Annotated in this window: 40 protein-coding genes; 13 read left to right on the top strand and 27 right to left on the bottom strand. The window is 39.4% G+C overall.

Features of this window, described 5'->3' with window-relative positions; all coding sequences use genetic code 11:
• Positions 1-12 precede the first annotated feature (12 nt).
• From HT693_RS06405 to HT693_RS06335, 15 genes are all read right to left on the bottom strand, one after another.
• The gene (locus HT693_RS06405) at positions 13-273 is read right to left on the bottom strand and encodes a DUF1372 family protein (RefSeq protein ID WP_172925036.1); all 261 of its coding nucleotides are present in this window, start codon (positions 271-273) and stop codon (positions 13-15) included.
• Positions 274-430: 157 nt separating this feature from the next.
• The gene (locus HT693_RS06400) at positions 431-736 is read right to left on the bottom strand and encodes a hypothetical protein (RefSeq protein WP_023938751.1); all 306 of its coding nucleotides are present in this window, start codon (positions 734-736) and stop codon (positions 431-433) included.
• Positions 726-917, bottom strand: a complete 192-nt coding sequence (locus HT693_RS06395; protein ID WP_023938752.1) for a hypothetical protein — start codon at positions 915-917, stop codon at positions 726-728. Before HT693_RS06395 ends, HT693_RS06400 begins: the two co-directional genes overlap by 11 nt.
• Positions 904-1,071, bottom strand: coding sequence for a hypothetical protein (locus HT693_RS06390; protein ID WP_000233205.1), 168 nt, complete (start codon positions 1,069-1,071; stop codon positions 904-906). Before HT693_RS06390 ends, HT693_RS06395 begins: the two co-directional genes overlap by 14 nt.
• A gap of 15 nt (positions 1,072-1,086) precedes the next feature.
• Positions 1,087-1,482 (bottom strand): single-stranded DNA-binding protein, encoded by a 396-nt coding sequence (gene ssb / locus HT693_RS06385; protein WP_138702232.1) that lies wholly within the window; start codon positions 1,480-1,482, stop codon positions 1,087-1,089.
• 86 nt (positions 1,483-1,568) lie between these two features.
• A complete protein-coding gene (locus HT693_RS06380; protein ID WP_031222500.1) occupies positions 1,569-1,796 on the bottom strand; it encodes a hypothetical protein in 228 nt (75 codons plus the stop codon).
• Complete coding sequence (locus HT693_RS06375; protein WP_023940084.1) at positions 1,796-1,990, bottom strand: hypothetical protein; 195 nt, start codon at positions 1,988-1,990, stop codon at positions 1,796-1,798. Before HT693_RS06375 ends, HT693_RS06380 begins: the two co-directional genes overlap by 1 nt.
• A gap of 14 nt (positions 1,991-2,004) precedes the next feature.
• The gene (locus HT693_RS06370) at positions 2,005-2,775 is read right to left on the bottom strand and encodes an ATP-binding protein (protein WP_000228207.1); all 771 of its coding nucleotides are present in this window, start codon (positions 2,773-2,775) and stop codon (positions 2,005-2,007) included.
• Complete coding sequence (locus HT693_RS06365) at positions 2,769-2,927, bottom strand: hypothetical protein (RefSeq protein ID WP_000511763.1); 159 nt, start codon at positions 2,925-2,927, stop codon at positions 2,769-2,771. The genes HT693_RS06370 and HT693_RS06365 overlap by 7 nt, the downstream gene beginning before the upstream one ends.
• Positions 2,915-3,724, bottom strand: coding sequence for a phage replisome organizer N-terminal domain-containing protein (locus HT693_RS06360; protein ID WP_001289773.1), 810 nt, complete (start codon positions 3,722-3,724; stop codon positions 2,915-2,917). The genes HT693_RS06365 and HT693_RS06360 overlap by 13 nt, the downstream gene beginning before the upstream one ends.
• Positions 3,717-4,013 (bottom strand): hypothetical protein, encoded by a 297-nt coding sequence (locus tag HT693_RS06355; RefSeq protein WP_138702231.1) that lies wholly within the window; start codon positions 4,011-4,013, stop codon positions 3,717-3,719. The genes HT693_RS06360 and HT693_RS06355 overlap by 8 nt, the downstream gene beginning before the upstream one ends.
• Positions 4,014-4,028: 15 nt before the next feature.
• On the bottom strand, positions 4,029-4,349 hold the full coding sequence (locus HT693_RS06350) for a hypothetical protein (protein WP_138702230.1): 321 nt from the start codon (positions 4,347-4,349) through the stop codon (positions 4,029-4,031).
• Between the two features lie 10 nt (positions 4,350-4,359).
• Positions 4,360-5,082 (bottom strand): hypothetical protein, encoded by a 723-nt coding sequence (locus tag HT693_RS06345; RefSeq protein WP_001060361.1) that lies wholly within the window; start codon positions 5,080-5,082, stop codon positions 4,360-4,362.
• An 11-nt stretch (positions 5,083-5,093) separates the two neighbouring features.
• A complete protein-coding gene (locus HT693_RS06340) occupies positions 5,094-5,384 on the bottom strand; it encodes a hypothetical protein (protein ID WP_000398533.1) in 291 nt (96 codons plus the stop codon).
• Positions 5,385-5,488: 104 nt separating this feature from the next.
• Positions 5,489-5,632 (bottom strand): hypothetical protein, encoded by a 144-nt coding sequence (locus HT693_RS06335; protein ID WP_000389586.1) that lies wholly within the window; start codon positions 5,630-5,632, stop codon positions 5,489-5,491.
• Positions 5,633-5,748: 116 nt separating this feature from the next.
• On the opposite strand from HT693_RS06335, the gene HT693_RS06330 reads away from it, so the two are divergent.
• Positions 5,749-5,973: a hypothetical protein gene (locus HT693_RS06330; RefSeq protein ID WP_000040988.1), complete on the top strand. Its 225-nt coding sequence runs from the start codon at positions 5,749-5,751 to the stop codon at positions 5,971-5,973.
• 131 nt (positions 5,974-6,104) lie between these two features.
• On the opposite strand, the gene HT693_RS06325 is transcribed toward HT693_RS06330, so the two are convergent.
• Positions 6,105-6,815 carry an ORF6C domain-containing protein gene (locus HT693_RS06325; protein WP_001002355.1) on the bottom strand — a complete coding sequence of 237 codons (711 nt, stop codon included), beginning with the start codon at positions 6,813-6,815 and terminating at the stop codon, positions 6,105-6,107.
• A 118-nt stretch (positions 6,816-6,933) separates the two neighbouring features.
• Between HT693_RS06325 and HT693_RS06320 the strand changes: the two genes are divergently transcribed.
• On the top strand, positions 6,934-7,464 hold the full coding sequence (locus HT693_RS06320) for a hypothetical protein (RefSeq protein ID WP_001135683.1): 531 nt from the start codon (positions 6,934-6,936) through the stop codon (positions 7,462-7,464).
• Between the two features lie 25 nt (positions 7,465-7,489).
• Here the strand turns inward: HT693_RS06320 and HT693_RS06315 are convergent, their stop codons facing one another.
• From HT693_RS06315 to HT693_RS06295, 5 genes are all read right to left on the bottom strand, one after another.
• Positions 7,490-7,630, bottom strand: a complete 141-nt coding sequence (locus tag HT693_RS06315; protein WP_000993373.1) for a hypothetical protein — start codon at positions 7,628-7,630, stop codon at positions 7,490-7,492.
• A gap of 132 nt (positions 7,631-7,762) precedes the next feature.
• Positions 7,763-7,960 (bottom strand): hypothetical protein, encoded by a 198-nt coding sequence (locus HT693_RS06310; RefSeq protein ID WP_138702228.1) that lies wholly within the window; start codon positions 7,958-7,960, stop codon positions 7,763-7,765.
• 9 nt (positions 7,961-7,969) lie between these two features.
• A complete protein-coding gene (locus HT693_RS06305) occupies positions 7,970-8,167 on the bottom strand; it encodes a hypothetical protein (protein WP_001057654.1) in 198 nt (65 codons plus the stop codon).
• 11 nt (positions 8,168-8,178) lie between these two features.
• Positions 8,179-8,364, bottom strand: coding sequence for a helix-turn-helix transcriptional regulator (locus HT693_RS06300; RefSeq protein ID WP_000274131.1), 186 nt, complete (start codon positions 8,362-8,364; stop codon positions 8,179-8,181).
• 117 nt (positions 8,365-8,481) lie between these two features.
• Positions 8,482-8,691, bottom strand: coding sequence for a helix-turn-helix transcriptional regulator (locus HT693_RS06295; RefSeq protein WP_001166514.1), 210 nt, complete (start codon positions 8,689-8,691; stop codon positions 8,482-8,484).
• A 470-nt stretch (positions 8,692-9,161) separates the two neighbouring features.
• Here HT693_RS06295 and HT693_RS06290 point away from each other — a divergent pair, with 470 nt between their 5' ends.
• From HT693_RS06290 to HT693_RS06240, 11 genes are all read left to right on the top strand, one after another.
• Complete coding sequence (locus tag HT693_RS06290; RefSeq protein ID WP_172925034.1) at positions 9,162-9,950, top strand: S24 family peptidase; 789 nt, start codon at positions 9,162-9,164, stop codon at positions 9,948-9,950.
• Positions 9,951-9,957: 7 nt separating this feature from the next.
• Positions 9,958-10,422, top strand: coding sequence for a hypothetical protein (locus HT693_RS06285; RefSeq protein WP_031233729.1), 465 nt, complete (start codon positions 9,958-9,960; stop codon positions 10,420-10,422).
• Positions 10,415-11,203: a DUF1828 domain-containing protein gene (locus tag HT693_RS06280; protein WP_023937089.1), complete on the top strand. Its 789-nt coding sequence runs from the start codon at positions 10,415-10,417 to the stop codon at positions 11,201-11,203. The genes HT693_RS06285 and HT693_RS06280 overlap by 8 nt, the downstream gene beginning before the upstream one ends.
• A 526-nt stretch (positions 11,204-11,729) precedes the next feature.
• Positions 11,730-12,875 carry a site-specific integrase gene (locus HT693_RS06275; protein WP_172925032.1) on the top strand — a complete coding sequence of 382 codons (1,146 nt, stop codon included), beginning with the start codon at positions 11,730-11,732 and terminating at the stop codon, positions 12,873-12,875.
• Between the two features lie 132 nt (positions 12,876-13,007).
• A complete protein-coding gene (locus HT693_RS06270) occupies positions 13,008-13,577 on the top strand; it encodes a CYTH domain-containing protein (protein ID WP_138704922.1) in 570 nt (189 codons plus the stop codon).
• A gap of 112 nt (positions 13,578-13,689) precedes the next feature.
• Positions 13,690-14,649, top strand: coding sequence for a ribose-phosphate diphosphokinase (locus HT693_RS06265; protein ID WP_138704921.1), 960 nt, complete (start codon positions 13,690-13,692; stop codon positions 14,647-14,649).
• Between the two features lie 9 nt (positions 14,650-14,658).
• Positions 14,659-15,774, top strand: coding sequence for a cysteine desulfurase family protein (locus HT693_RS06260; protein ID WP_138703517.1), 1,116 nt, complete (start codon positions 14,659-14,661; stop codon positions 15,772-15,774).
• Positions 15,775-15,778: 4 nt separating this feature from the next.
• Complete coding sequence (locus HT693_RS06255) at positions 15,779-16,126, top strand: DUF1831 domain-containing protein (protein WP_000863540.1); 348 nt, start codon at positions 15,779-15,781, stop codon at positions 16,124-16,126.
• A gap of 7 nt (positions 16,127-16,133) precedes the next feature.
• Entirely contained in the window at positions 16,134-16,349 is a 216-nt protein-coding gene (locus tag HT693_RS06250) for a DUF4649 family protein (protein WP_171035964.1), read from the top strand.
• Positions 16,350-16,431: 82 nt separating this feature from the next.
• A complete protein-coding gene (locus tag HT693_RS06245; protein ID WP_000653403.1) occupies positions 16,432-17,073 on the top strand; it encodes a redox-sensing transcriptional repressor Rex in 642 nt (213 codons plus the stop codon).
• Positions 17,074-17,090: 17 nt separating this feature from the next.
• On the top strand, positions 17,091-17,780 hold the full coding sequence (locus HT693_RS06240) for a gamma-glutamyl-gamma-aminobutyrate hydrolase family protein (protein ID WP_000743337.1): 690 nt from the start codon (positions 17,091-17,093) through the stop codon (positions 17,778-17,780).
• Here the strand turns inward: HT693_RS06240 and radC are convergent.
• The 6 genes from radC to HT693_RS06210 form a co-directional block, all read right to left on the bottom strand.
• Positions 17,777-18,457, bottom strand: a complete 681-nt coding sequence (radC, locus tag HT693_RS06235) for a DNA repair protein RadC (RefSeq protein ID WP_138704919.1) — start codon at positions 18,455-18,457, stop codon at positions 17,777-17,779. The two genes, HT693_RS06240 and radC, sit on opposite strands and share 4 nt — an antisense overlap.
• 42 nt (positions 18,458-18,499) lie before the next feature.
• Positions 18,500-20,791 (bottom strand): DNA helicase PcrA, encoded by a 2,292-nt coding sequence (gene pcrA / locus HT693_RS06230; protein WP_138704918.1) that lies wholly within the window; start codon positions 20,789-20,791, stop codon positions 18,500-18,502.
• A 516-nt stretch (positions 20,792-21,307) separates the two neighbouring features.
• Complete coding sequence (locus HT693_RS06225) at positions 21,308-22,168, bottom strand: methionyl aminopeptidase (protein WP_000631540.1); 861 nt, start codon at positions 22,166-22,168, stop codon at positions 21,308-21,310.
• A gap of 15 nt (positions 22,169-22,183) precedes the next feature.
• Positions 22,184-23,461 carry a CBS-HotDog domain-containing transcription factor SpxR gene (gene spxR / locus HT693_RS06220; protein WP_000033818.1) on the bottom strand — a complete coding sequence of 426 codons (1,278 nt, stop codon included), beginning with the start codon at positions 23,459-23,461 and terminating at the stop codon, positions 22,184-22,186.
• Positions 23,454-24,005: a GNAT family N-acetyltransferase gene (locus HT693_RS06215; protein WP_001028719.1), complete on the bottom strand. Its 552-nt coding sequence runs from the start codon at positions 24,003-24,005 to the stop codon at positions 23,454-23,456. Before HT693_RS06215 ends, spxR begins: the two co-directional genes overlap by 8 nt.
• 15 nt (positions 24,006-24,020) lie before the next feature.
• Positions 24,021-25,280, bottom strand: coding sequence for a UDP-N-acetylglucosamine 1-carboxyvinyltransferase (locus tag HT693_RS06210; protein ID WP_100103990.1), 1,260 nt, complete (start codon positions 25,278-25,280; stop codon positions 24,021-24,023).
• Between the last annotated feature and the right edge of the window lie 172 nt (positions 25,281-25,452).

The raw sequence follows: 25,452 nt of genomic DNA, 5'->3' as shown, positions 1-25,452 counted from the left end.
TTTCTAGTGTGTTCATAGTAGTACCTCATCCCCTACTCTAATCTTCTCATACACGTCCTTAGTAACTACGAAAATGCCGTAGTCACGAATAGTAAGCGTGTATAACTTGCCGTGCCGCCCCTTCTCGACGACCTTACCAAAAATCTCAGCGCCTGCGTTATCCACCTTATAGATAACCAGCGGCTTCTTCTCTTCCAAATCTCGAATCCTGTCCATCTGCCAGATGTTTAGTCCAGCAGATACCAGAATCCAGATTGCTATGAATCGTTTCAATCTATGACCTCCTCCTTCAATTTAAGCTCAATCTCTAAGTAAAAGCTTTGATCAGGTATCTCCAGTATCGCTGTAGTGGTTTTACCATCAGAACCCACGATAACTTCTCCGATTGCCAAAACTAAGTCTCGAATTGTGCTATTTAGCGTAAGGCTCATCACTCCACCTCCTCATTATATTTTTCTACCAATTCATGCAACCACGACCAAGGTTCGGTTTCTTCAACGATTGGGTCAACCTCCCTTTCTTGCAACCAAGCTGAGAAATTAACCACATTATCAATGTAGATTGTGTCGTAATCGCCCCAATCCCAAACAGTTAAATAAATTTCTGTTTCAGTTCCATTTTCATCTTCAACCGTTATTGAACCATTTTCAACCCACGCTGTACCAAAACACAATTCGCAAGTGCCAGTCTGTTCTTCTTGAAAATCTGAATGGTATTCTGTCACTTTATATTTCATCTTCCAACTCCTCCACTTTCCCTCTTAATTCTTTATTCTTTTTCTTCAACAAATCGCGCTCCAGCGCTCTAATCCGTCTCTTGCGTGCATCGCACGGTTTCGAATACTCGATTATCTTCTCTTCATTTTGCTCAATTGTGCGTTTCAGTCCTTCGATTACTACCTGTTTATCGTAATTCATCGTCTAAAAATCTTTCAATAGCTTCTCTATAGGAGACTTCCGCCATACCGTCTAAGTCGTTCAGGGCTTCAATATAGTCTGGACGCCCTTGCCCATACTGCTTTTTCAAAAACTCAACAAAGAGATGAATTTCCTGATAGGTTACTCCAACCATATTTCTTACCTCCCACTAAAACGGAAAATCATCTTCCTCAAGGGCGTATCCTGGCATTTGTTCCTCAATATTCGAACGGTTAGCAGTATCATCACGCTTTTCAAGTCGCTCAAAATAATCTGCGACCACCTCAGTCAGATAGACCCTGCGCCCCTCCTGATTCTCGTAGTTCCTTGTCTGGATGCGACCCGTCACACCGACCAGATTGCCCTTCTTGCACCATTCTGCGAATAGCTCCGCCTGCTTACGCCACATCATACAGTTGATGAAGTCCGCCTCTCGCTCGCCGTTGGCTCCCTTGAAGTTCCGATTGACCGCCAGCGTAAAGGTAGCAACCGCCACATTCGACGGCGTATATTTTAATTCAGGGTCTTTCGTCAAGCGCCCCACTAACGTAACATTATTGATCATCTTTCTTGTCCTTTCTTGCTGCACGTTCTCCGATTAAGTAGCCGAGAAATAGCCATAGAATAGCCATGCCAAATTCTTTAATAAATTCAATCATTTTCTTCTCCTCCTGAAAAAGTTGCTAAATAGTAACAATCCTTCGCACCATAGTCAAACCGTGTCGTCCGCTGACCAATGTGCTTCTGAAACCTTGGCTGAGTGATAGCCGAGAAAGCCCACTGACGATCTTCCATTTGCTCAATGAGATCATCGACATTGTCAAACATCCCAAGGTAAAACTTGCAGTGCCCGTTGTAGACGAAGTAAAGCTCTAACATCACTCCACCTCAACAGGGTAAAAGTTCCCAAAGGAACCCCTCAAAGCCTTTCCAACCTGTACAGCTGCCCCACGAGAAACAAACCGCATGGCTTTCTTCTCCTCAGAACATGAAATGTCCAAGCCAGTCACACATATAACTGCGGACATCAGAAAGGGCTTATCCTCTCTTGTCCCATGCTTTAAAATAAACATCAGCCACCTCCATTCTAAAAATAGTGCTTCCGCTTGTTTGTCAAGTCGTTGAAAACCATCAAATGGTCTTTATCCACACCCTTCATCAGTCTGGACATAAAGGGTCTGCCATATCTTTTCTGAATATCAGCAGAAGTCAAATTGGTGGTAATAATTGTATTTGAACGCTTATTCAGGATATTGTAGAGGATAGTAAACGACCACTCACTATCCTTTTCCATGCCCAAATCATCCAAAACCAAGAACTTAGCACTGGCAATTTTATTGACCAGAAACTCTTCCTGACTAAAATCAGCTTTAATCTTCATCAACAAGTCCGTCACATTGATAAAAATCGCAATCTCTTTCGTGTACTCAGATAGAGCCTTAACCATCGCAAAGGCCAAATGGCTCTTACCAGTTCCAGCTTCTCCTTGTAACACGATGTTGTTCCTAGCCCCCTCAGACCACTCACGACAAATCCTCTTTGCAAAAGCTAGCTTTTCCGCTTCTTTTTCAGTGGGTGTCTCAAAGTTGTCCAAAGTCGCATTTTTCAAAACCTCATCATAAAGAGAAAACTTCTCAAGATAGTATTTCCTCTCTCGCTCATTCTCAGCGTCGGCCAGTTCATTCACTCTTGCTTGATTCTCCTCATGGATCCGCTCAGATTCACACATGCGGCATACAACACTCTCAGTCCGCAATATCTTTATCAAAGGAATGTTATGCTTTTCGCAAAACTCATCTTGTTGTTCTGTATTCCTGTGATAAGATAAGGCAATCTCCTCAAACACATTGTCTACCATGACAGACGACCTCCACATTCATGCCAGCTAGCCATTTCAGACAAGCATGCAACCACTTGATGAATTGGTTGGTCTGCTAAAAGAGTTTTCTTCTCGTAGCTTAACGGATAATAGTCAATCTCGAATTGTTCAATTAGTTCTAGTATCCCCATTCGTCCTTGGCCTCCTGTTCTTCTTTCTTATCCTTATTCTTTTTCTCTGATTGACGAACCTGTTCAACAGTGGTAACATTGTTCATCTGCCAATTTCTTAAAATCCCACCAATATATTTGATGTTCGGCTTTCCTGAGTTAATAGCAGTCTTCAATGCTTCTTTCACCAAATCCACATCATTCTCATTTAGGAGATGGTTGATTTCTTCAATTTCAAATCCAGATAAGAGCCTACGAAATTCAGATTGAAAAAGTTCTAAGATATTTTCTTGACCACCACTACTAGTAGTAGTAGTTATTCTTTTCTTATTCTTATCTTTATCTAATCTATTCTTATTCTTATCTTTATCTTCTTCTAGTGCGTTACCGTCCGTTACTGTAACGTTACCTGTAACGTTACCAAGAGCAAGATTTTTCTGTTTTTTACGGTATTTGGCTACACGGTTGCGTGTCTGTTCCTTTATTTTCTCCATTCCGTCAACGTTTTGATGTTTTTCCCAATTTGGCAAGCTAATAATACCATCGATAATCTCAATCATCCCAAACTGTTCAAAAACTCCAATAGCCATTCTTACTGTATTCAATGGTCTACGAAAAATAGTAGCTAACATTTCATCTGTATAGTGAACCTTATCAGTCATCATCAACAAACCATTACTGTTATGTTTTCCAGCAAGTGTCAAAATCTTGAACCATATCACTAAGATGGCATCAGGATCAGGCAAGGCATCAATCAGGCAAATCTTTTCATCGTCAAAAATATCGGTTGTGATTTTTATCCACTTAATTTCAGACATACCTAGCACCCCATTTCCTACGGTTAGCGCGGTACTTCATCCGCATATCCTCATAGATGTGTCTGCCTTCTAGCGCCATCTTCTCGACCTTTAGCAGCTTATTTTTAAGCTCCACATCACGATAGTCCTTAGCTAGTTTTTTATAGTCTGTTAGGTATTCTTTGACTAGTAATAGATTTTTATAATCGTTTTCCCATGTCGTAATAAAATGTCTTGAAGTTGATTCCCTTCCTTCCAGTTCTTTAACAATCATAATCAGGTTATCCAGCGATTCAATCAATTCTTCCATTTCCTGACCTCATCATTACAAAAGTCTGATTGCAGACTGTTTAGGTTCTGGCAAAGCTAACGGCTCAGGGCGCAAGCCTACAGGCGGTTCGTTGTCATATGTGAATCCTTTGAACTCTCTACGGATATTCTTGCGAATTTCTTGCCATTTGTCCTCTCTACCACGTTCATATGCATGATTACGCACTTGGATAATCATAGACGCAAATTCTTGCTCTTCTCGTCTCTCTTCTTCCTCTCGTTGTTCTTGCAATTTGATATGACGGCAAGCTCCTGCAAATCCAATCAGCAAGGCTCCAACTCCCATCAACTGGTCTAAAATCGGTGGTTCAAACATTTTTAATCTCCTAAATAACTTTTTCTTTCAGTGTTTCAAAAACTTCAAACTTCAAATTTGTCTGTTCTTTTATTTTCTTCAATACACTAAGCACTGTGTCATCTTCGTTAAACTGAATAATGGTATCACTTATAACTAGTTCGTAGATGTTAGACATAATTCTATTATCAGTCTCTGTTTGTTCATCGGATTCTAGTTCTGAATCGATTTCGTTCTCATAATTTTTGAGAGCGTTAGCGGATTCATTAAATCCATGAAGTAACAATGTTCTCTGTAAAATTTCATTCACATCAATGTATTTATCTAAGCTTTCTCTTTCTCTTGCTCGTTTTGTTTCTTCAGGAAACAGAATATGCATTCTATCAAATATTTTGCTAAGTATTTTTACATTCTTTTTGGTTGGTTTTGTCTGAGTATTTACAATACTAGCCATCGGATATCCTTTAGTAAATCCAAGTTTTAAATCTAAATCACTGGCAGAAGACGAAACTTCTTTTCTAAGATTTTTTAAAATATCAATAAGCAAAGTTGCCCACATTATCGACATAAAATCATGACCAAATGAACCGTTGTAATCATTTGGTTTGTCAAGTGGATTAAATTTCTCGTTGGATAAATCTTGTACAATTTTTTTAAGATTTTCATCTTCGTGCTCATATCTTTCAAAGAAATTTCGCAAACCTGGTCTATTCTCTTTTTTCATCTTATGTTTGTATGCTTTTTTATTATTCATCTTCTCTCTCCTTATGCTCTTAATTTTCGTACTTCTTTCTCTAATTCCAAAATCTCATAAACATCATTAATATCGTACATAATATATTTCCCTTGCTTACGAAATCTCAATCCTTTACGTTCTAACTTCTTAATATAGCTATGAGTGAAGCCAAACTTCTCCATCAAAGCCTGTTGATTGATTGGCATGCGATCATTCTCTAACTGCTCCTTGACCTGCTTTTCAGCAAAAGCCAGTAATTGATTGGTGAACAATTCAGCACTTTCGCCGTCTAATCGTAATTGTAACGTTATACCTTCCATTTTCTACATCCTCTCAACTATGCGGGCAAGCATTTTTGTGATATAATGGTTTAAATTGTTTTAGTATGCGCCTGATTGCCGTCAGGTGCTTTTTTGCGTTGTTGTCAAACTGTTTTACTTTCCAGCGCTCTGAGTTCTATCTCATGGCTGACTTGTCTAAATAGCTTCTCACATGCTATCTTAGCTTCTCTGTATGTTGTAGATTCGCTGATGAAGTAATCAGCAAGTTCGATGATTTTGTCTTCCATTTAACCTCCTATATCGGTCTTGAGACTGATGTAATATCCTCCTAAATTGCTATAATACTCTTGACTAATATCTCTCCCGTTTTAGTCAAAAATTTAACAGAAAGGAGGTTCAAAAAATGAGTAAGCTTAGCCATAAGCCAAACCACGTTGTTAAGAAACTAACCTGGGAAAATCTCGATAATATTCTATTATCTAATTTTTCAGAGTCGACTACTGATAAACCTAGCGCAGTAATTCAGTTATCTGATTTTGAAATGTCTAAAACTGAAATTATCGAAGAAGCAACTGCTCAAGGTTATCAAGTTATCGATAATTCTGATGGTTACTTAAAGTTTCTATAACGAATTTTAAAGATGATATATTTGTACGATTTACATCAATATCTCTTTTTAACTTAGCAATCTGTCTATCAGATTGCTTTTTTCTTTTCCCACTATACGGATATCGTCTTGGTCTCATTTTCTTTCCCTCCCTACGCTTGACTAAATGCGTTCAGTTCCATGATTTTCATCTTGGTATTGGTGCTTGGCTCCCACGTCATCCAGTAAGCTAGAGCGGCATCCGCATGCTTCTTGGGTAGCAAGTCATAGCGACTAATGTTGAAGTGGTCTTTAAAGTCAATCTCAGCTTGTCTAAATACCGACTGAGCAAAAATCTTATCCGCATAAGCTGGGCTATCAATGCCACCCAGGCAAGCCACAACCCTAGCCTTACGCTTCTTCAGGAGCGACTGAGCATAGCTTGGATGAATCGGTTGCTCACTCTTGAGGTAGTCAATATCCTCCAGCATGGTCGTCTGTTGCTCACGCAATTTCTTCTGGCCAGTGAAGAGAGCGATAAAAGCATCCTCGTCCAAATCCTCGCGAATAAATCCGCCCTGCTTACGAATAGCTGGCAAGACCTCTGATGTCACCCAGCGCTTGAACTCCTTAGCTTGAGGCAACTTGCTGGATAGGATGAGAGAGTAGAGACCAGATTCGTTGATGATCAACATATCCTGTGTTCCACCACTAGTAGGGATGCCCTGTTTTAGGGCGTCCTCTTCATCAACGTGAAGAGCAATCGCATTTCTAGCCTTGCTATATCCTAGGATGTCTGCAACATCTTTCCCAACGAACCACGGCTCGTCATCAATTGTCAAAGTACGGACTTCCTGCCCGTGAAAATTAAAAATTTCGTTCATAATATTCCTTTCTAAATTCGGTATTTGGTAGTAAATTTTTTGATAGGTTGCTCATATCTCTTTCCTTCCTATTCTTCTCCCCTTTTTGCTATAATAAAAGCAGAAAGGAAGTGATCTAATGCCACAAATCACCAATGATAATGTCCAGATTTGGACACTCTATATCACAGTAATAATTGCAGTTATCGGTTTTGTTTTTAATACCATTTCACTCTGGCAAACAAAGAAAGCTACAGAGGATATGGCAAAGCCTTATATTAATGTTTATGTAGATGTCTATGCAGTTAAAAATCAACAACGTACCTTTGTTTTTAAAAACTTTGGCCAAACTCCAGCATATATAGATAATATTCAGATAGATGGCGAATTGGATCCATTGAATTCTGTACACCGCTTCAACTCACTTATCGGAAATATGATTGCCCCAGGACAAAAATTTACATCATCAATAGACCCAGATTATAAAGGTCGAATTACACTGACAATTACTTACTCCGATAGCAAGAAACACAAATATATAGACAAGTTTGTACTTGATGCTACATTGGCATCTGCAATGTTCTACACTGTAAACGAGAGCAATAAAAGCGATTCTCCAGCTACAGCTATCAGACAATCGACCATGGCTCTATTACGCGATCTACGATAGAACCATCTCCGAGCGATTTTACAGTTCAAACATCACGTAAGAATTCAATTTTTATCTCAACAGTTTCATCGTCAAGTGTATTGGCGATGATTTTATTTTTTGCGTCAATCGCTTCGTTCAAGTCTTTACAAGTTAATTCATAAAATACATTTACATTTGCATTCATCTCTTCCCCTCCTATTAGTGAATTTTTTTGTTCTATTTTTTGTTAGCAATTCTATCCATTGTATCTAAAGTAAGTTTTTGTATCTCTTATCTATGCTTCTGCATCTATTGTGAAAATAGAAACTATATAATTTCACACTAGGCTATTCAAGGCACGTTTCCTAATTTCGTCTTGAATAGCTTTTGTCATTGCTAAACCATGTTCTGAAAAATCAGTGTATTTTGACACGAGCAAAATCGCTTGTGAATATGTCCTTGATTGTTGAATTGCTTCATCAGCCCTCTTCTCAATAAAACTTTGGATATCCTCTTTTAAATTCTCTAGTACCATCTTCCCCTCCTACTCCAGCACCTTACTGCCGACTACCAATCGTTTAACGACAACGTCCATCTCCTTAAATTCGGCATTCTCTGCACAGTAGCGGACGCTCTCGCTGATGATGTGACAAATAGATACGCCGTATTCGTTCGCCAGCTCCGTAGCGATCTCCCAGGCATCTTTGTCAATCCGTGTTACTTTTTGCGCTGCGTTGTTCATAGTATCCCCTCCTACAACATATCTTCTACCCTACACCCTAGCGCCTTGGCGATGACCACCGCCTGCGACAGCGTCACTGCCTTCAGGTCGTTCTCGATCCGTGACAAGGTTGTGTAGTCTATCAAGGTTCGCTTGGCAAGCTCACGCAAGCCCAGCTTTTGAGCCATTCTCAGCTCCCTCATTTTCGCTCCATACATTGACTTTTTCCTTTCTACTAATAGGTCTTTTCAAAACTGTTGGTACTTGTCAACAGTTTTGATAGAATTATTCTATCGATTTTTGAAAAAGTTTGACCTTCTTTGATGTTAGGTGTTTTATTTCACTTTTCGTGAAGTCTGAGGTGTGAATATATCGCCCAATTCTTTACCGAAATAATGGGCGATTTTGAACATTTCACTCAGTTTAAAATCTTGTTTACCTAATTCTTTGTTGCGATAGCTATTCTCGCTTTTTCCAATAACATCTGCCATTTCTTTCTGAGAAATATTCTTTTCCTTCCTCAGTTTATATAAAAGAATTTGCAAACCATAATCACCTCCTATTCATTTTAAAAAAACCATTTCCAGATGAAGTACACCCAGATAAAACCGGTTAGCATCCAGCAGACCACATTCCAAAATTTCTTCTTGTCTTTCATGACAAATCTTTCGAGATATGCTATACTAATAGTGAGCTTTGGGGCTTTCGCCCCGCTCACCCCACTTCTATTTCAAGAAGTGTTTGATTAACTCAACACTGGCTGTAATCACTGTTGAGATAACCAGAGCCTTAGGACCGTCAAGCCATGGCTCTTTTTTGTTGCCTTTTCAGGCTTTTTGCGTCTCCGCATATCTCTTTTCCTCCTGTATTTATTTGATTGATTACCTCAACCATGATTTAATTATACCTCACTTTTCGTGAAGTGTCAATAGTTTTTTTGCGAAAAAACAAAAAAACTTTTCTTTCCGTGAATATTTTGTTATAATCTACTTAATAAAACACTCAGGAGAAATATATGACTGACAAAGAATTAGCTATATACATCGGAACAAAAATAAAAGAATATCGATTACAGCGCGGATTGACGCAAAAAGAATTAGCTACTTTAGTGGATATGGGTGATACAACTATAGCAAACTATGAAAAAGGTTTCCGTACTCCTAAAAAGAATACTTTGTTTAAAATATCCTCTGCTCTCAGCGTAACTATTGACGATTTATTTCCACCTATTCGTAAAGCAGACACCCCCACAGCGTCCCCAGATTTGCTCACACAGCAGATAAATGATAAGTTGGTACAATTAACCCCAGATAATAAAAAAATCGTCCTACGGACTTCTGAGGAGCTTCTGAAAGAGCAGAAAAACGAAGAAGAAACGAAGATAAACGAAGTATCGGAAGTTATCAGCTTGTACCAAGTTGAGGTTGTATCTGAGACGGCAGCAGCTTCTGGATTTAACTATGGATTCGGTTACGACGATACAGATAGAGAGACTATAGAGGTTGACGAGCAACCACCACGCCACGATATTGCGACTAAGGTCAGCGGAGACTCCATGCAGCCTGACTACCAAGACGGAGACATTCTCTATTTAGTAGACAAAGGACTGACTACCTACAACGGAGACCTAGCAGTTATCGCATACGGAGACCGTTCTTACTTTAAGAAGATCTATACCGAAAACGGACGCTTACGCCTCGTATCACTCAATGACAAGTACGAAGACATCATCCTAGACTTCCCACCAGCCGAAGACACACACATCAAGATCTATGCAGTAGTCGGAGTGTATAGAGGGGAATAAGGAAAAAATGAATTACAACGACTTAAATGATCAGCAGGTACAAGAATTAATTAACAAACTGAAGTACCCAAAAAACGAACTTTCTTTTAATGAAATCCATACTACAATCTCGTCTTTATTTGGTAAAATAGATATAGACGAAGCTATTATTGATGATGATGACATTCAATATATACTTCACATATACAGAGGAAGGATGAATCCTGAGCGCTACAGCATTCATATTAGATTTAAAAATTCCCATAATCATTTAGTTAGGGTAGACATTAATCCATCTAATAGACATGTGAATCCTGATGACTCAATTGTAGAGGGGAATCACATTCATATATACTCCAATCACTACGATAAAAAGGATAGAGTTGCTATCCCGCTTGAAGATTCTGACTTCCCTAATTTAACTCATATTGTGGACGTATTTTCTGAATTCATCAAATATACACATATCAAGACGGAGGCTGATGATGAATAACTCAAATACACTAAAAAATATATATTTTGATTGGTTATTAAAAGAGTATAAGTTCAATGATCTAGAGAAAAATATAGTAGAAATTAGAACACCGTTTTTAGATAATGATTTTGATCATATCATCCTATATGCTGAGTTTTTATCAGATGGTAGGGTCACACTCACAGATGACGGATGGACCATTAACAATTTAAAAAGTCACGGCGTTAGTTTCTCAAATCGTTCAACATACAAAAATAACTTACTAAATACAATCGTAAACAATTTAGGTACGAGAGCTGAAAATGGAGAGTTGTTTATCACAACCAGCCTCGAAAAATTCCCACTTGCAAAGCAACGGTTGCTCCAAACTATTATGCAGGTGAATGATATGATAGTCTTACGAGATACAACAATTAAAAATGTTTTCCATGACGAAATAGAAAACACCTTAGTACAGAGAGAGGTTCTTTTTACAAGAAGGCCGTCTTATTCAGGTAAAGAGGGGATAACTGTGCAATTTGACTTCGCAATTCCCACAATCAAAAAAGAAAGACTTGTAAGGACTATTTCAAACGGAAATGATCTCAACAGGGCTAAATTACTCGCAATGGATACACGTATTTTACAGAACCATAAAGATAACGTTGAATATATTGCTGTAGTCGACGATATACACCATAGATTTGATAAAGTGGCAGAAACCCAAGCGGTATTTAACGAAAATAGCAAAGATAAAATAATATTGTTATCTCATAAAGATATCTTAGAAAATTCTCTTTTATTATCAAATGTGATATAAAAAATCCCCGCACTCGGCAATAGTCCCCCATATCCAAGAAGTCTATTGTGCAAAATTGATATTTTTTGAAAATTATATTACAATACAGCTATCAGGAGTTTAGCTCCATAAAGTTTAGGTTTGGATTTTAGATTCATATCGTGATGGTAGCCGTATTTGATACGGCTACTTTTCTTTTCATATTCTAGTAAACATAAGTCGTTAAAATAAGTTGACGTTTGACAGAAATTAAAAAAAGAAATACACTAAGAATGTAAAAAAGCCTTGTTCGTCAAGGATAAAATCGTCTGGTGTACTTCTAAGAGGTACACCTTATTTTATTATCTGACGAGCTGCCAACTGTTTCCATTTTGGAAACAACTCAAAAAAATCCCCACACTCGCCATCGCCAAACTTTGAGTGTGAGGATTTAACTTTCCATCTAGCAAGCAATGGAAAGGATGATAAAAAAATACAACTATAGTTTATCATAAGTTCTACACCTTTTCAACTATGCGGGCAAGCAATCGAAAAGAAAGGACTTTTTATGATAAAAAAATACATTACAAAAAAAGGAGAGACTAGATATCTCTTTCAAACATATCTGGGCATAGACCCTGCTACTGGAAAAGAAAAACGCACAACACGACGTGGTTTTAAAACCATAAAGGAGGCAAAGGCTGCCGAACGTGACCTTCTCTTAGACGTTGAAGAAAATGGTTTTTCAAACAATGAAGATTTCCAGAACCCTACATTCGCTGAAGTCGCTGAATTATGGCTTGATAGCTATAAGAGTACTGTAAAACCAACAACCTATCAGAACGTTAAGAAAAAACTTGATGTTATGATTGACTTGTATTTTACAGATATGAAAATTCAGCAGATCAGTGTAGCTTATTGTCAAAAGGTTACTATCCAGCTAAGTAATCGCTATATCCTCTATGCTAATTACTACTCTGTAATCAGCCGTATTTTCAAATATGCCACTTCTATTGACATCATTAAGTCAAATCCCTTAGACAAGATTATCAAGCCTAAAAACAGGCCCTTAAAGGCCAAAGAGAACTACTATACAAAACAGGAACTAACGGAGTTTCTTAAAGTTTACAAAGTAAATTGTAAGCCAGTAGACTACACCTTTTTTCACTTGCTCGCTTTTTCTGGATTGAGAACTGGAGAAGCAATTGGCCTCATGTGGTCAGATGTTGACTTTGAAAATAAGTTGTTAAGCATTTCTCGCACGGCTGTCGTGATTGGTAAAAAACAAACTGTTCAGGATCCTAAAACCAAAAGGAGTAAGAGGGTTATCACCTTAGATGATGAAACTCTGAATGTTTTGAAACTCTGGAAACGACAGCAAATAAAAGAATATTTCCAGGCTGGTGTGCCTTACAAACGTGAATCGAATTATATATTTACGAATAGTTTCGGAGGATGGATTTCTCCTTCAGCTGTTAAAGAGAGACTTAGAAGATTCTTTTGTGAACATAAAGATGTCAAAAAAATCACTCCTCACGGTTTCAGGCACACACACGCTTCTCTCCTCTTTGAAGCTGGTATTACAGCCAAAATTATTTCGGACAGATTAGGTCACAACAATGTTCAAACAACCCTTGATATGTATACCCACATCAATGATAATCAACGTTTTGAAGTCGTTGATCAGCTCATGGATTTCATTCGCTCCAGCTAAAAGTAGAGTCGTATTCAATCTCGTATTCACTTTTGGTTGACATGCTAGAAACCCACTGATTTCAAGGGACTAGGAAGCTGTGAGCAGTTTATACCATAATCCGCTTTCAACGATAAAGAAAAGGTAAGAAAAATGAAACATTTAGAAATTGAATTGAAAACACTATTGAAAAAAGATGAGTATGATCGTCTAAAAGACCAGTTCACAGGTGTCACTCCTGTTCTTCAAAAAAATTACTACATCGACACACCTGATTTTGAGCTGCGAGAAAAGAAAGTTGCTATGCGCATTCGAACTTTTGAAGACTGGGCAGAATTGACACTCAAAGTCCCGCAGAGTGTTGGAAACATGGAATACAATCAAAAATTGCAACTAAAAGATGCTGAAAACTATCTGAGCAAGAAAGAATTTCCTCAAGGGATAGTATTGGATGAATTGGCGAAACATGGTATCCAAACTAGTGAATGGCAGGTTCTTGGTTGTCTAACAACGCTTCGCTATGAAATGCAAACAGCTATCGGTCTCATGGCACTGGATGAAAGTCAATACTTTGATATGACGGATTACGAATTGGAGCTTGAAGTGGAAAATCACGAGCAAGGCAAACAGGATTTCCAACAATTTTTAGAGAAAAATCAGATTTCCTATCAAAAAGCTCCTTCAAAATTGGTTCGATTTGTCAAAAGTATGAAAAATAGCTGAAATAATCTCCATTTTTTGGTAAAATAGAAAAGATAAAAATACACGAATCCCAGTTCATATATGTAAGGCAAATATCACTAGGATTTATAAAGTTTACAGAGGACGGTCTATAATGTCAGATAGAAAAAACATGAAACTTTTCGCACTCAACTCTAACCAAGAGATTGCACAGAAAATTGCTGAAGCTGTTGGTGTCCCACTTGGAAAACTATCATCACGTCAATTTTCAGACGGAGAAATCCAAGTGAATATTGAAGAAAGTGTCCGTGGTTATGATGTTTACATCATCCAATCAACAAGTTTCCCTGTCAACAACCACCTAATGGAATTGTTAATCATGGTCGACGCTTGTGTGCGTGCAAGTGCCCACAGTATCAACGTTGTCCTTCCATATTTTGGCTATGCACGTCAAGACCGCATTGCTTGTCCTCGTGAGCCACTTACAGCAAAACTAGTTGCCAATATGCTGGTTAAGGCTGGGGTTGATCGTATCCTGACTCTTGATTTGCATGCCGTTCAGGTTCAAGGTTTCTTTGATATTCCAGTGGATAATCTTTTCACTGTCCCCCTATTTGCAAAACATTACTGCGATAAGGGACTACTCGGTTCAGATGTTGTTGTCGTTAGCCCTAAAAATTCAGGTGTCAAACGTGCGCGTAGCTTGGCTGAATATCTTGACGCTCCTATCGCCATTATCGACTATCCTCAAGACGATGCAACTCGTAACGAAGGTTACATTATTGGTGATGTTGAAGGTAAGAAAGCCATCTTAATTGACGATATTCTGAATACAGGACGTACCTTCTCTGAAGCTTCTAAAATCGTTGAACGTGAAGGAGCTACAGAAATTTATGCTGTTTCTAGCCACGGCCTCTTCGTCGAAGGAGCTGCTGAACTTCTTGACAATACTAATATTAAAGAAATTCTTGTGACTGATTCAGTAGCAACAAAAGAAAAAACTCCTAAAAACGTATGCTACATCACTGCTAGTGAGTTAATTGGTGATGCTATCGTCCGTATCCACGAAAGAAAACCAGTCAGCCCACTCTTTGCCTACAACAAAAAGAAATAAGGTGATTCTTTGATTTATTTGGACAATGCTGCAACGACTCCTATGTCAGCAGTTGCTATTTCAGCTATGACCGAGGTTATGCAAGAAACCTATGGAAATCCTTCTAGTATTCATGCTCATGGTCGTCAAGCTGGCAAACTATTGCGAGAAGCCCGTCAGGAGCTAGCTCAGTTACTGGGGACAAAACCTCAACATATCTTTTTCACTTCTGGTGGAACCGAAGGCAACAATACTGCTATCATTGGTTACTGCCTTCGTCACCAAGAACAAGGAAAACATATTATCACAACTGCTATTGAGCACCATGCTGTCCTTGAAACAATTGATTACTTGGTTCAACACTTTGGGTTTGAAGCAACCATTATCCAGCCAGAAAATCAAGAAATCACCGCCCAGCAAATTCAAGAGGCCTTACGTGACGATACGATTTTGGTTTCTACCATGTTTGCCAATAATGAGACTGGAAACCTACTGCCCATTGCTGAAATTGGCCAAATACTCAAGCAACACCCAGCCGCCTATCATGTCGATGCAGTTCAGGCTATTGGTAAAATCCCTATACACCCAGAAGAATTGGGCATTGATTTTCTCACTGCTTCTGCCCACAAGTTCCATGGTCCTAAGGGAATCGGTTTTCTCTACGCATCTAGCATGGATTTTGATTCCTATCTTCATGGCGGAGACCAAGAACAGAAAAAACGAGCCGGAACTGAAAATCTAGCTGCCATCGTGGGTATGGTTGCAGCCCTAAAAGAAGACCTAGAAAAACAGGAAGAACATTTCCAGCATGTACAAAATCTAGAAACTGCCTTTCTTGCAGAGCTAGAAGGAATTCAGTATTACGTGAATAGAGGACAACATCATCTCCCTTATGTTCTCAATATTGGATTTCCTGATCAGAAAAATGACCTTTTACTCCTTCGGCTAGATTTGGCTGGAATTTCTATCTCTACTGGCTCAGCCTGTACGGCAGGCATTGTCCAATCCAGCCATGTTCTTGAAGCCATGTACAGGGCAAATTCAGAACGCTTGAAGGAATCCGTTCGTATCAGTTTGTCGCCACAAAATACTGTTGAAGACCTACAAACCCTCGCAAAAACCTTAAAAGAAATTATCGGAGGTTAGCCATATGGCATTTGAAAAAACCATTCAGTTAAAAAATTGTCGTTACGACTACACTCTTAGCCCTTCTGTTAAAAAATTCACCCTCAAAGATAACACCTTTTTTGAGACTAAGGTTGGTAACTATGAATTGACTCGCCTTTTGGAAAAAGTGCCAAACAGCGGTGAAGGCTTCCAACTCAAAATCATCATTAACAAGGAACTTACAGGGGCTAAAATCAATATCACTGACAAGTTTGGTCTTCGTCTAGTTGATATTTTCAAATCAGAAGACCACCACATTCATCAGGAAAAATTCTACTTCCTCATGGATAGCTTGGTAGAACGTGGTGTCTTTACAAAATCAGAAAGATAGGTCCCATATGTTTGAATTGACCTATAAGGACAGCTATCATGTAGAGCGTACACTCAAGTATGAGGATTATGAAGCTCTCATGCTGGCTTTGTCAGGATGTGTGACCCTGCCAGATACACTTTATGTAACTTCTCTGATTTTTAATAGCCAGAAAATTTATCAGGGTCTGGTCGGAGACCTCTACCGTTTTCTATCACATACAGACTTTTTACATCAAAACTAAGATTTTTCTTAGTTTTTTCTTGTTTTTGTTGATTTTTTCACAATGTTTCTATAAAATAGAAGAATAGAAAGGTTGTGATTTTGTGAAAGATAAACAGTTTGCTATTCCAAAAGCTACAGCGAAAAGACTCTCTCTCTACTATCGAATTTTTAAGAGATTTCATGCAGAAAAGATTGAACGTGCCAACTCTAAGCAAATTGCAGAGGCTATCGGTATTGATTCAGCGACCGTACGTCGTGATTTTTCCTATTTTGGTGAACTAGGTCGTCGTGGTTTTGGCTATGATGTCAAAAAACTCATGACGTTTTTTGCCGATTTACTCAATGATAACTCTATCACCAATGTCATGCTGGTTGGTATTGGAAATATGGGCCATGCCCTTCTCCACTATCGCTTCCACGAACGTAACAAGATGAAGATTATCATGGCCTTTGACCTAGATGACCATCCTGAAGTCGGTACCCAAACTCCTGACGGGATTCCCATTTACGGAATTTCTCAAATCAAGGATAAAATCAAGGATGCCGATGTCAAGACTGCTATCCTGACCGTTCCCAGTGTTAAGTCACAAGAGGTTGCTAATCTCTTGGTAGATGCTGGTGTGAAAGGAATTCTTAGTTTTTCACCAGTCCATCTGCATTTACCAAAAGATGTGGTCGTTCAGTATGTCGATTTGACAAGTGAACTCCAAACCCTCCTCTACTTCATGCGAAAAGAGGATTAGAAAGCGAAAATCATTTTATGAAAAAACCAGTTATTGGGATAACAGGAAACGAAAAAACTCATCCAGATGATGACATCATGATGAGCTACGCAGCAAAAGGCTTTGTGGAAGGCGTTAAAGACGCTGGAGGGATTCCCATCATCCTACCGATTGGTGATCAAGAAATGGCCTGCCACTATATCAGTATGATTGACAAGCTCATCTTGACAGGTGGGCAAAATGTTGATCCAAAATTCTATGGTGAACCAAAAACAATTGATAGCGATGACTACCACCTTCAAAGAGATATCTTCGAACTGGCCCTCATCAAGGAAGCTATTAAACAGAAAAAGCCAATTTTTTCTGTCTGCCGTGGTACCCAACTCTTTAACGTTGCCATGGGTGGAACTTTGTACCAAGATATAGAAGACCATTGGCAGGATTGTTCTGCCGAATACACAACTCAACGCTTGGTGACAGAACCTGATACTGTTCTCCGAGAAATCTATGGAGAAATTTCCCATATCAACTCCTTCCACCATCAGAGCATCAAGGATTTAGCACCAAATTTAAAGATTGCGGCTCATGATCCTAAAGATGGTATTATTGAAGCTGTCATGAGTACGGATGATGTTGCCTTTCTCGGTGTCCAATGGCACCCAGAATTTCTATTTGAAAATCGCCCCAAAGATAAAAACCTCTTTGACTATGTTGTTAATGAACTTTAGATTAAATCTGTCTTTTCACGGTAACTAAAGTAACTAGATTGTGAGACAATCAAATGGTCCAAGAGGACAATCCCCATCAGGTCGCAGGCTTCTTTAACAATTTTAGTGACATGATCATCATTTCGGCTAGGGGCTACCGCTCCCGAAGGGTGATTGTGGACCAAGATGAGTGAAGTCGCCATATGCTTGATAGCATAGTGAAGAATCTCTCGCGGCTCAGCGATACTACGAGTTGCAGAACCGATAAAAATGGTCTGTTGATGAATGATTTGATTTTGAGTATTGAGATAGAGCGCCACCAGGTGCTCTTGTTTTTTGTCCCCTAATTCCTGTTGCATCTTCTTGGCCAATTTTTGGCTGCTGAGAATACTTTCCATCTCAAGGGTCTCGTATTTGTGAATACGATGCCCCAATTCAATCATAGCTTGCAACTCTATAGCCTTAACACGACCGATACCAGACAGACTCTGCAATTCCTGCAGGGTCATTTTTTTCAAATCCGTTAGGCTTGAAAGATTGCTCAAGACTTTCTGGGCAATTTCAAAAACGCTGGCTTGACGTGTTCCTGTCCTAAGTAAAATAGCTAGCAACTCTTGATTACTGAGCGCTTCAACTCCTTCCTTGGCCAGTCTTTCTCTTGGCAATAATGAATCTTCTTGAAATGAAATACTGTACATAAAAATCCTCCTCACTTTATTATTCGTGAGAAGGATGAAAAATTAGATTTTTTTCTCAATTGGAGCCACACTGGCTAAAAGTTTTTTCAAACCTACTTCTGGGAAATTGATTTTCAATTCCTGCGTAGCACCGCTACCTGAAACTTCCAGAACGGTTCCCTCCCCCCACTTCTTGTGGAGGGCAATATCACCAATAGACCAAATTGCCTCACTAGAAGCTGATTTTGCTCCAGCTGTAAATTGACCAAATGGGAGACCGCTTGACTGGATAGATTTTGGGGCAGCACTGCGTTTACGGTCTTGAAGAGCCTGGGCAAGACTCATACCTTGACCGAAGGCAAGGCCACCACTGCTATAAGATGCCTTAAAGCTTGTATTTGCTGGACGAGCCAGACCTTGATACTCAAGTAAGTCCGAGCTGATTTCGTTAATAAAACGAGTGGGACGGTTGTAGTTGGTACGACCAAAAAGCAGGCGCGAGTTGGCATTTGTTAGATAGAGGATTTTCTCTGCACGCGTGATACCTACATAGGCTAGACGGCGCTCTTCTTCTAATTCATCTGGATCTTCAGCCGCACGACTAAGTGGAAAGACATTTTCTTCCATCCCAATCAAAAAGACAACTGGAAACTCGAGACCTTTGGCAGCATGCAGGGTCATCAAGGTCACTTCTGATGTCTCCTGACTACCTGAATCTGTGTCCGCAATCAAGGCCAAGTCATTTAAAAAACGACTCAGTTTATCCAGACCAGTTTCTTCTTCTGGCCCATCAGAGGTGTCATCAAAGTTTTTCGTCACAGAGAGGAACTCCTCGATGTTTTCTACACGAGCCTTGCTTTCTAAGGTCGCTTGGGCGTTAAGAATATCGACGTAACCTGTTTTTTCTAGGACGGCCTCAACCAACTCAGTAATGCTTAACTGGTCCAGTTGCTCCCGCAAATCCAGAATCATATTGGCAAAATCCCAGATAGATTGGGCTGCTTTCCCCTTGATACCAGACAACATGATATTAGCAGAAGAATCCAGCATAGACATGTTTTGCACATTCGCAAAGTCACGAATTTTCTCAACCGTTCCTGGCCCAATTCCTCGTTTCGGTTCGTTGATAATGCGCTCAAAACTGATATTGTCACTCAAATTGGCAATGAGGTTAAGGTAAGCGATAATATCGCGGATTTCCTTACGGCTGTAGAACTTGGTTCCACCAACCATGGTATAAGGAATATTGGACTTAAGCAGGGCTTCCTCAATAGTACGGGACTGCGCATTAGTCCGATAGAGAACTGCAAAATCCTTGTGAAGGAAGTTTTGACTCCGACCAAGTTCATCGATGGTTTTGGCTACAAATACAGCCTCATCTAGCTCATCATTGGCACGATAGTAAACGATTTGTTCCCCATCAGCATTTTGGGTCCAGAGATTCTTAGGACGGCGGTTTTTGTTGTTTTTAATGACCTCGTTGGCCGCTTGGAGAATTGTTTTAGTGGAACGGTAATTCTCTTCCAACAAAACAACCTTGGCTTGGGGATAATCTTTCTCAAAATCCAAAATATTCTGCATATCCGCACCACGCCAACCGTAGATAGACTGGTCCGCATCCCCAACCACACAAATATTTTTAAAGCGTGAAGCCAAGAGTTTGACCAGTTGGTACTGGGCATGGTTAGTATCTTGGTACTCATCAACGTGGATGTACTGAAACTTCTGCTGGTAGTAGGTCAAGACATCAGGATTTTGATCAAAGAGACGCAGGGTCAGCATAATCAAATCATCAAAGTCAACCGACTCCGACTGACGCAGTTCTTTCTGATAAGCTGTATAACACTGGGACACGATTTGCGTATACATATCGCCAGCTTGGGCAGCATAAGCTACATCATCAATCAGATCATTCTTAGCATTGGAAATGGTTCCCAAAATAGTTCGTTCATTCCATTTTTTAGGATCCAAGTTCAACTGCTTGAGAATGCGTTTCATGAGAGTTCGCTGCTCCCCTGGATCTACAATAGTAAAATTGCGATTGTAACCAATATGGTCCGCATCGCGACGCAGAATACGCACACACATGGAGTGAAAGGTCGCAATCAGACAGTCCTGAGTAGCTGGATTAAGGCTATAAGCACGCTCTTTCATCTCACGCGCAGCCTTGTTGGTAAAGGTAATGGCCAAGATATTCCAAGGATTGACCAGCTTTTCATCAATCAAATAAGCGATACGGTGGGTCAAAACACGAGTCTTTCCAGAACCAGCCCCTGCCATGATTAGCAAGGGACCTTCTGTCGTTTGCACCGCCTCAGCCTGACGGTCATTCATTCCATTTAATAATGCGTTCATCTTCTCTTCCTTACTCTTGAAGTCAATATTTCTATTATATCAGAAATCAGGGAAAATAGAAACTTTACGGGGAGTAGCAAAATATAGCGGATTGAAACTAGAATACTACACTGTAGGTTTCTAAAACACTCGACTTTTTCACTTAATTTTTTCATGAACTAGCTCAATACATCAATATAAAAAAGGTAAATTTAAGATTGGCAATACGAACGTTAAACAGAATTCCATTTCTCTTTTTAAAACCAAAACAACGATATCGTAAAACCTCTACAGGAACAATAGATTGCGACACTAAAATATTCTCCCCTAGTTTTGCTTTACTAATAGTATATAGGAGGAGAGCCCTGAATCCTAGACCCTCTGTTATGATGTGGTTACAAACAGAGTTGGAAAAAATCTTAAAGTCAGAAAAACGCATGATATCAGCCCCTAACACTTGATACAATGCGTTTTATTATGAAAAGATCTACTGGATTTTTTATCAAAATAAACTTCCAGTAGTCTTTTCAATTTTTATTAATAAGTTCCTTCTTCACCTTGGCTAGTCAAGATAACAGGTCCATCTTTCGTAATGACAAATTGGTGTTCATACTGACATGACAATCCACCGTCAATGGTCTTATGCGCCCAACCGGTTTTCATATCTGTATCGATTTCCCAGTCACCTGTATTAATCATTGGTTCAATAGTCAAGACCATTCCTTCACGGAGACGAAGTCCACGACCAGCAATACCATAGTTAGGAACCATTGGTTCTTCGTGCATGGTTGGGCCAACACCATGACCAACCAAATCACGCACTACACCGTAACCACGACTTTCAGCGTATTCTTGAATGGCTGCACCAATATCACCAATACGGTTCCCAATAACAGCTTGCTCAATCCCCTTATACATTGCTTCTTTAGTTACATCCATCAAGTTTTTGACTTCTTCGGACGGTGTACCTACAGCATAAGCCCAACAAGAGTCTGCTAAACCACCAGAATAGCTCTGAGTGTATTTCTTCATTTGCTCAACATTGTTGAAGTTTAATTTTGAGACATTCAAATCAGACTTAGCAATTGGACCTCCCAAAACCATGTCAACCTTGAGCAAATCACCATCTTTCAAGATATAGTGACGAGGGAAAGCATGAGCTACTTCATCATTAAGAGAGCAACAGGTAGCATAAGGATAGTCCATCATGGCACCGTCAACTCCAATCTGAAGCGGAAGGAAATTTTCTTCCTTACAACGACGGCGAACGTATTCTTCAACTTCCCACATATCTACGCCAGGCTTAATCAAATCACGCAAGCCAATATGGATACTTGCTAAAAAATCACCGGCCTTATCCATAGCTTCGATTTCACGAGCTGATTTTAATGTTATCATTTTTTCTCCTAGTTTCTAATTAATTTTAACGGTTACATTTGCTTTTGAAACAATCTGATGACCATGATAAATATCGTAATCAATAATAGCTGACCGTCTAGTATGGTGGATAATGCGTGCTTGAATGCGCAGTGTATCATCTATCTGAACAGCCTGCAAAAAGTAGATGAGCATCTGCTCGATAATGAGATTGCGACCACTATTCACAACTAAATCTTGGGTCATGTGAGTCAGTATCTCCGCTAATACACCATTAGCCAAAACACCGTTTTTCTCAAGCATAAAGGGTTCCACTGTAATGACGACTTCATCATGGTGATAAGCGAGTTTTTGACCAATCTGCTCAGAAAAAGTTGGTAGAGCAGAAACTTGGGAACGACTCATCTTCTCCATGACATCTCGTCGTGTCACAACTCCAAGCAAGGTTTGATTATTCCGAACAACCGGTACCATTTCAAAGTCTTCAGCAATCATCCGTTGACTCACATTGGCAATATTTGTCGATAATCCAACTAAAAATAAACTACGAGACATGACCTTGTCAATTGTGGTACTTGGTGACTTATCACCAGCATCTCTCATGGTTACAATGCCAACAACAACCTGATGTTGATTGATAACAGGAAAACGACTGCTACGATTCTTGCGTACCAAGTACAAATAATCTTTAACGGTGTCTGTCTCTCTCAGAAAACCATACTCATGACTTGGACGATAAAGCTTCTCAACTGTCAAAATATCAGTCTTGATTTGGACATTTGACAAGGCTTTATTGATCATAGTCGCAACAGTGAAAGTGTCATGCTTGCTTCTTAGAACAGGAATCCCTTTTTGATTTGCCAGTTTAAGCACATCATCATGAACATGAAAACCACCTGTAACCAAAACGGCATTTTCATTTTCCAGCGCTAGTAATTGGATACGGGTCCGGTCTCCGACAATCAAGAGTCCCCCATCATGAAGGTAGGATAGGATGTTTTGTTCAGTCATGGCACCGATAGAGAACTTACTAAATTCTCTCTCTAAACCTTCTTTCCCAGCCAGAACCTCAGAAGAAGTCACCTCTGCAATTTCAGCAAACGCTAATCTCTCTATAGCAACTTTCTGGGATTTAACACGAATTGTTCCACTTCTAGGACGGGTCTCCACAATTCCACGGTTTTCAGCTTCTTTAATAGCCCGATAGGCTGTTCCATCACTAACTCCTAGATGATTGGAAATACTACGAACACTGACTCTTTTACCTACTGGTAATTCCTCCAAATAGCTTAGAATTTCCTGATGCTTACTCATTGAACTCTCCTTTTACATACCGAAATTCAAGATAATCCCGCATTTTTCTTGTGTAACGATCACTTCCTTTAAACTGACGAATCAATCGAAATCCAGACTTAAGGGCAACCCGTTGACTTGCTTCATTTTCGAGATGGGTAATAATAGATAATTGTTTTAAATCAAATTCTTCAAAAGAAAGCTGACAAATTTTTCTAACAACCTCTGTCATAAATCCTTGCGACCAAGCATCTTTTCTCAAAAAATAGCCAAGCTCAGCTTCTTTTTTGATTTCATCTAACTTCTCAAATTTAATAGAACCAATCATTTGTTGATTTTTCTGGTCACAAATTGCCCACACTCCCAAAGGGGACTTCATAAAGTAATTGGCAAGTGCATACTGACTTTCTTCCAGACTTGCCTGCGTTGGGAAAATAAATTGAAGATTTTCTGGATTTGAAGCTACCTCGTGGAAGTCCTGATTATCACTAAAAAAGAAAGGACGCAAATACAAGCGATCCGTTTCAAAAAAAGAAAACATTGCTAATTTGGTCCAAATATTCATAAACACCTCTACGGTTTAATACTCAACAAGTCTAATATCCGCTCCTAGATTACGTAATTTTTCGATAATATCAGAATAACCACGTAAGATAAACTCGACATTGATAATTTCAGTTTGTCCCTCGGCCATCAAACCAGCAATAACTAAAGCTGCACCTGCTCTCAGGTCAGTTGCTTTAACACTGGCTCCACGTAAACTACGTCCACCCGTGTACAAAATATGACCATTTGTTGTCGAAATGTTCGCATCCATCTTTACTAGTTCAAAAACATGATTTACACGTTTTTCGTAAATCGTATCGACAATTGTACCACGACCATTCGCTCTTAGTAAAAGTGGGGTAATCGGTTGTTGCAAATCAGTTGCAAAGCTTGGGTAAGGAGCCGTCTTAATATTGATTGCTTTCAAATTAGACTGTTCCTCGACAAAAATGCTGTCTTCAGATACAGTCATTCTCACTCCCATTTCTTCCAACTTAGCAATAAATCCTTCTAGGTGTTCGTAAAGAACATTATTGATACGAATTCCTTTACCAACTGCAGCAGCTAAGGAAATATATGTTCCAGCTTCAATGCGGTCTGGAATCACCTGATGACGGGTCCCATGTAATCTTTCGACACCATCAATAATGATGATATTGGTTCCTGCCCCACGGATATGGGCACCCATATTATTCAAGAGGGTAGCTACATCAATAATTTCAGGTTCACGGGCTGCATTTTCAATAATAGTACGACCATTTGCTTTAACCGCAGCAATCATCGTATTAATCGTTGCTCCTACACTAACCGTATCCATGTAAATACTTGCACCATGAAGTCCTGTATCTTTAGCAGATAACTTCATGTTATCTCCCTCGTAGCTAACAGTGGCACCCATAGCTTCAAAAGCCTTAAGGTGTAGGTCAATCGGACGAGGACCAAGGTCACATCCTCCAGGCAAGCCAACTGTGGCTTCACCAAAGCGACCTAAAAGACTTCCATAAAAATAATAAGATGCACGAAGACTATTGATTTTCCCATAAGGCATTGGAATATTTTGAACACCTCTTGGATCAATCTCCAAGACATCGTCATAACGCTTAACAGTAGCTCCCATCAATTCCATAATTTCGACAAGACTGGCTACATCCGAAATATCTGGAACGCAATCCAAAGTCACCACATCATCAGCCAAGATAATAGCCGGAATTAAGGCCACAACACTATTTTTAGCACCACTAATAGTGATTTCACCTTGTAGTGGTAATCCACCATTGATAACAATTTTTCTCATTCTAGGTTTTCAATACTCTCTCAAGATTTCTAATAAGGTCTTTAAAATAAATTATATCATAAATGCAACCTTTTTTCCATCCTTTTCAATTTTATTGGATAAATCAGAGTTGATGAGTTAGTCACTGATACTCAATGAAAACCAAAGAGCAGATTAGGAAGCTAGCCGCAGG

Source organism: Streptococcus sp. 2154 (assembly GCF_013277255.1).
GTDB lineage: Bacteria > Bacillota > Bacilli > Lactobacillales > Streptococcaceae > Streptococcus > Streptococcus pseudopneumoniae.
Note: the sequence above shows the minus strand (reverse complement) of the source record. Positions and strands in the feature narration are given on the sequence as shown.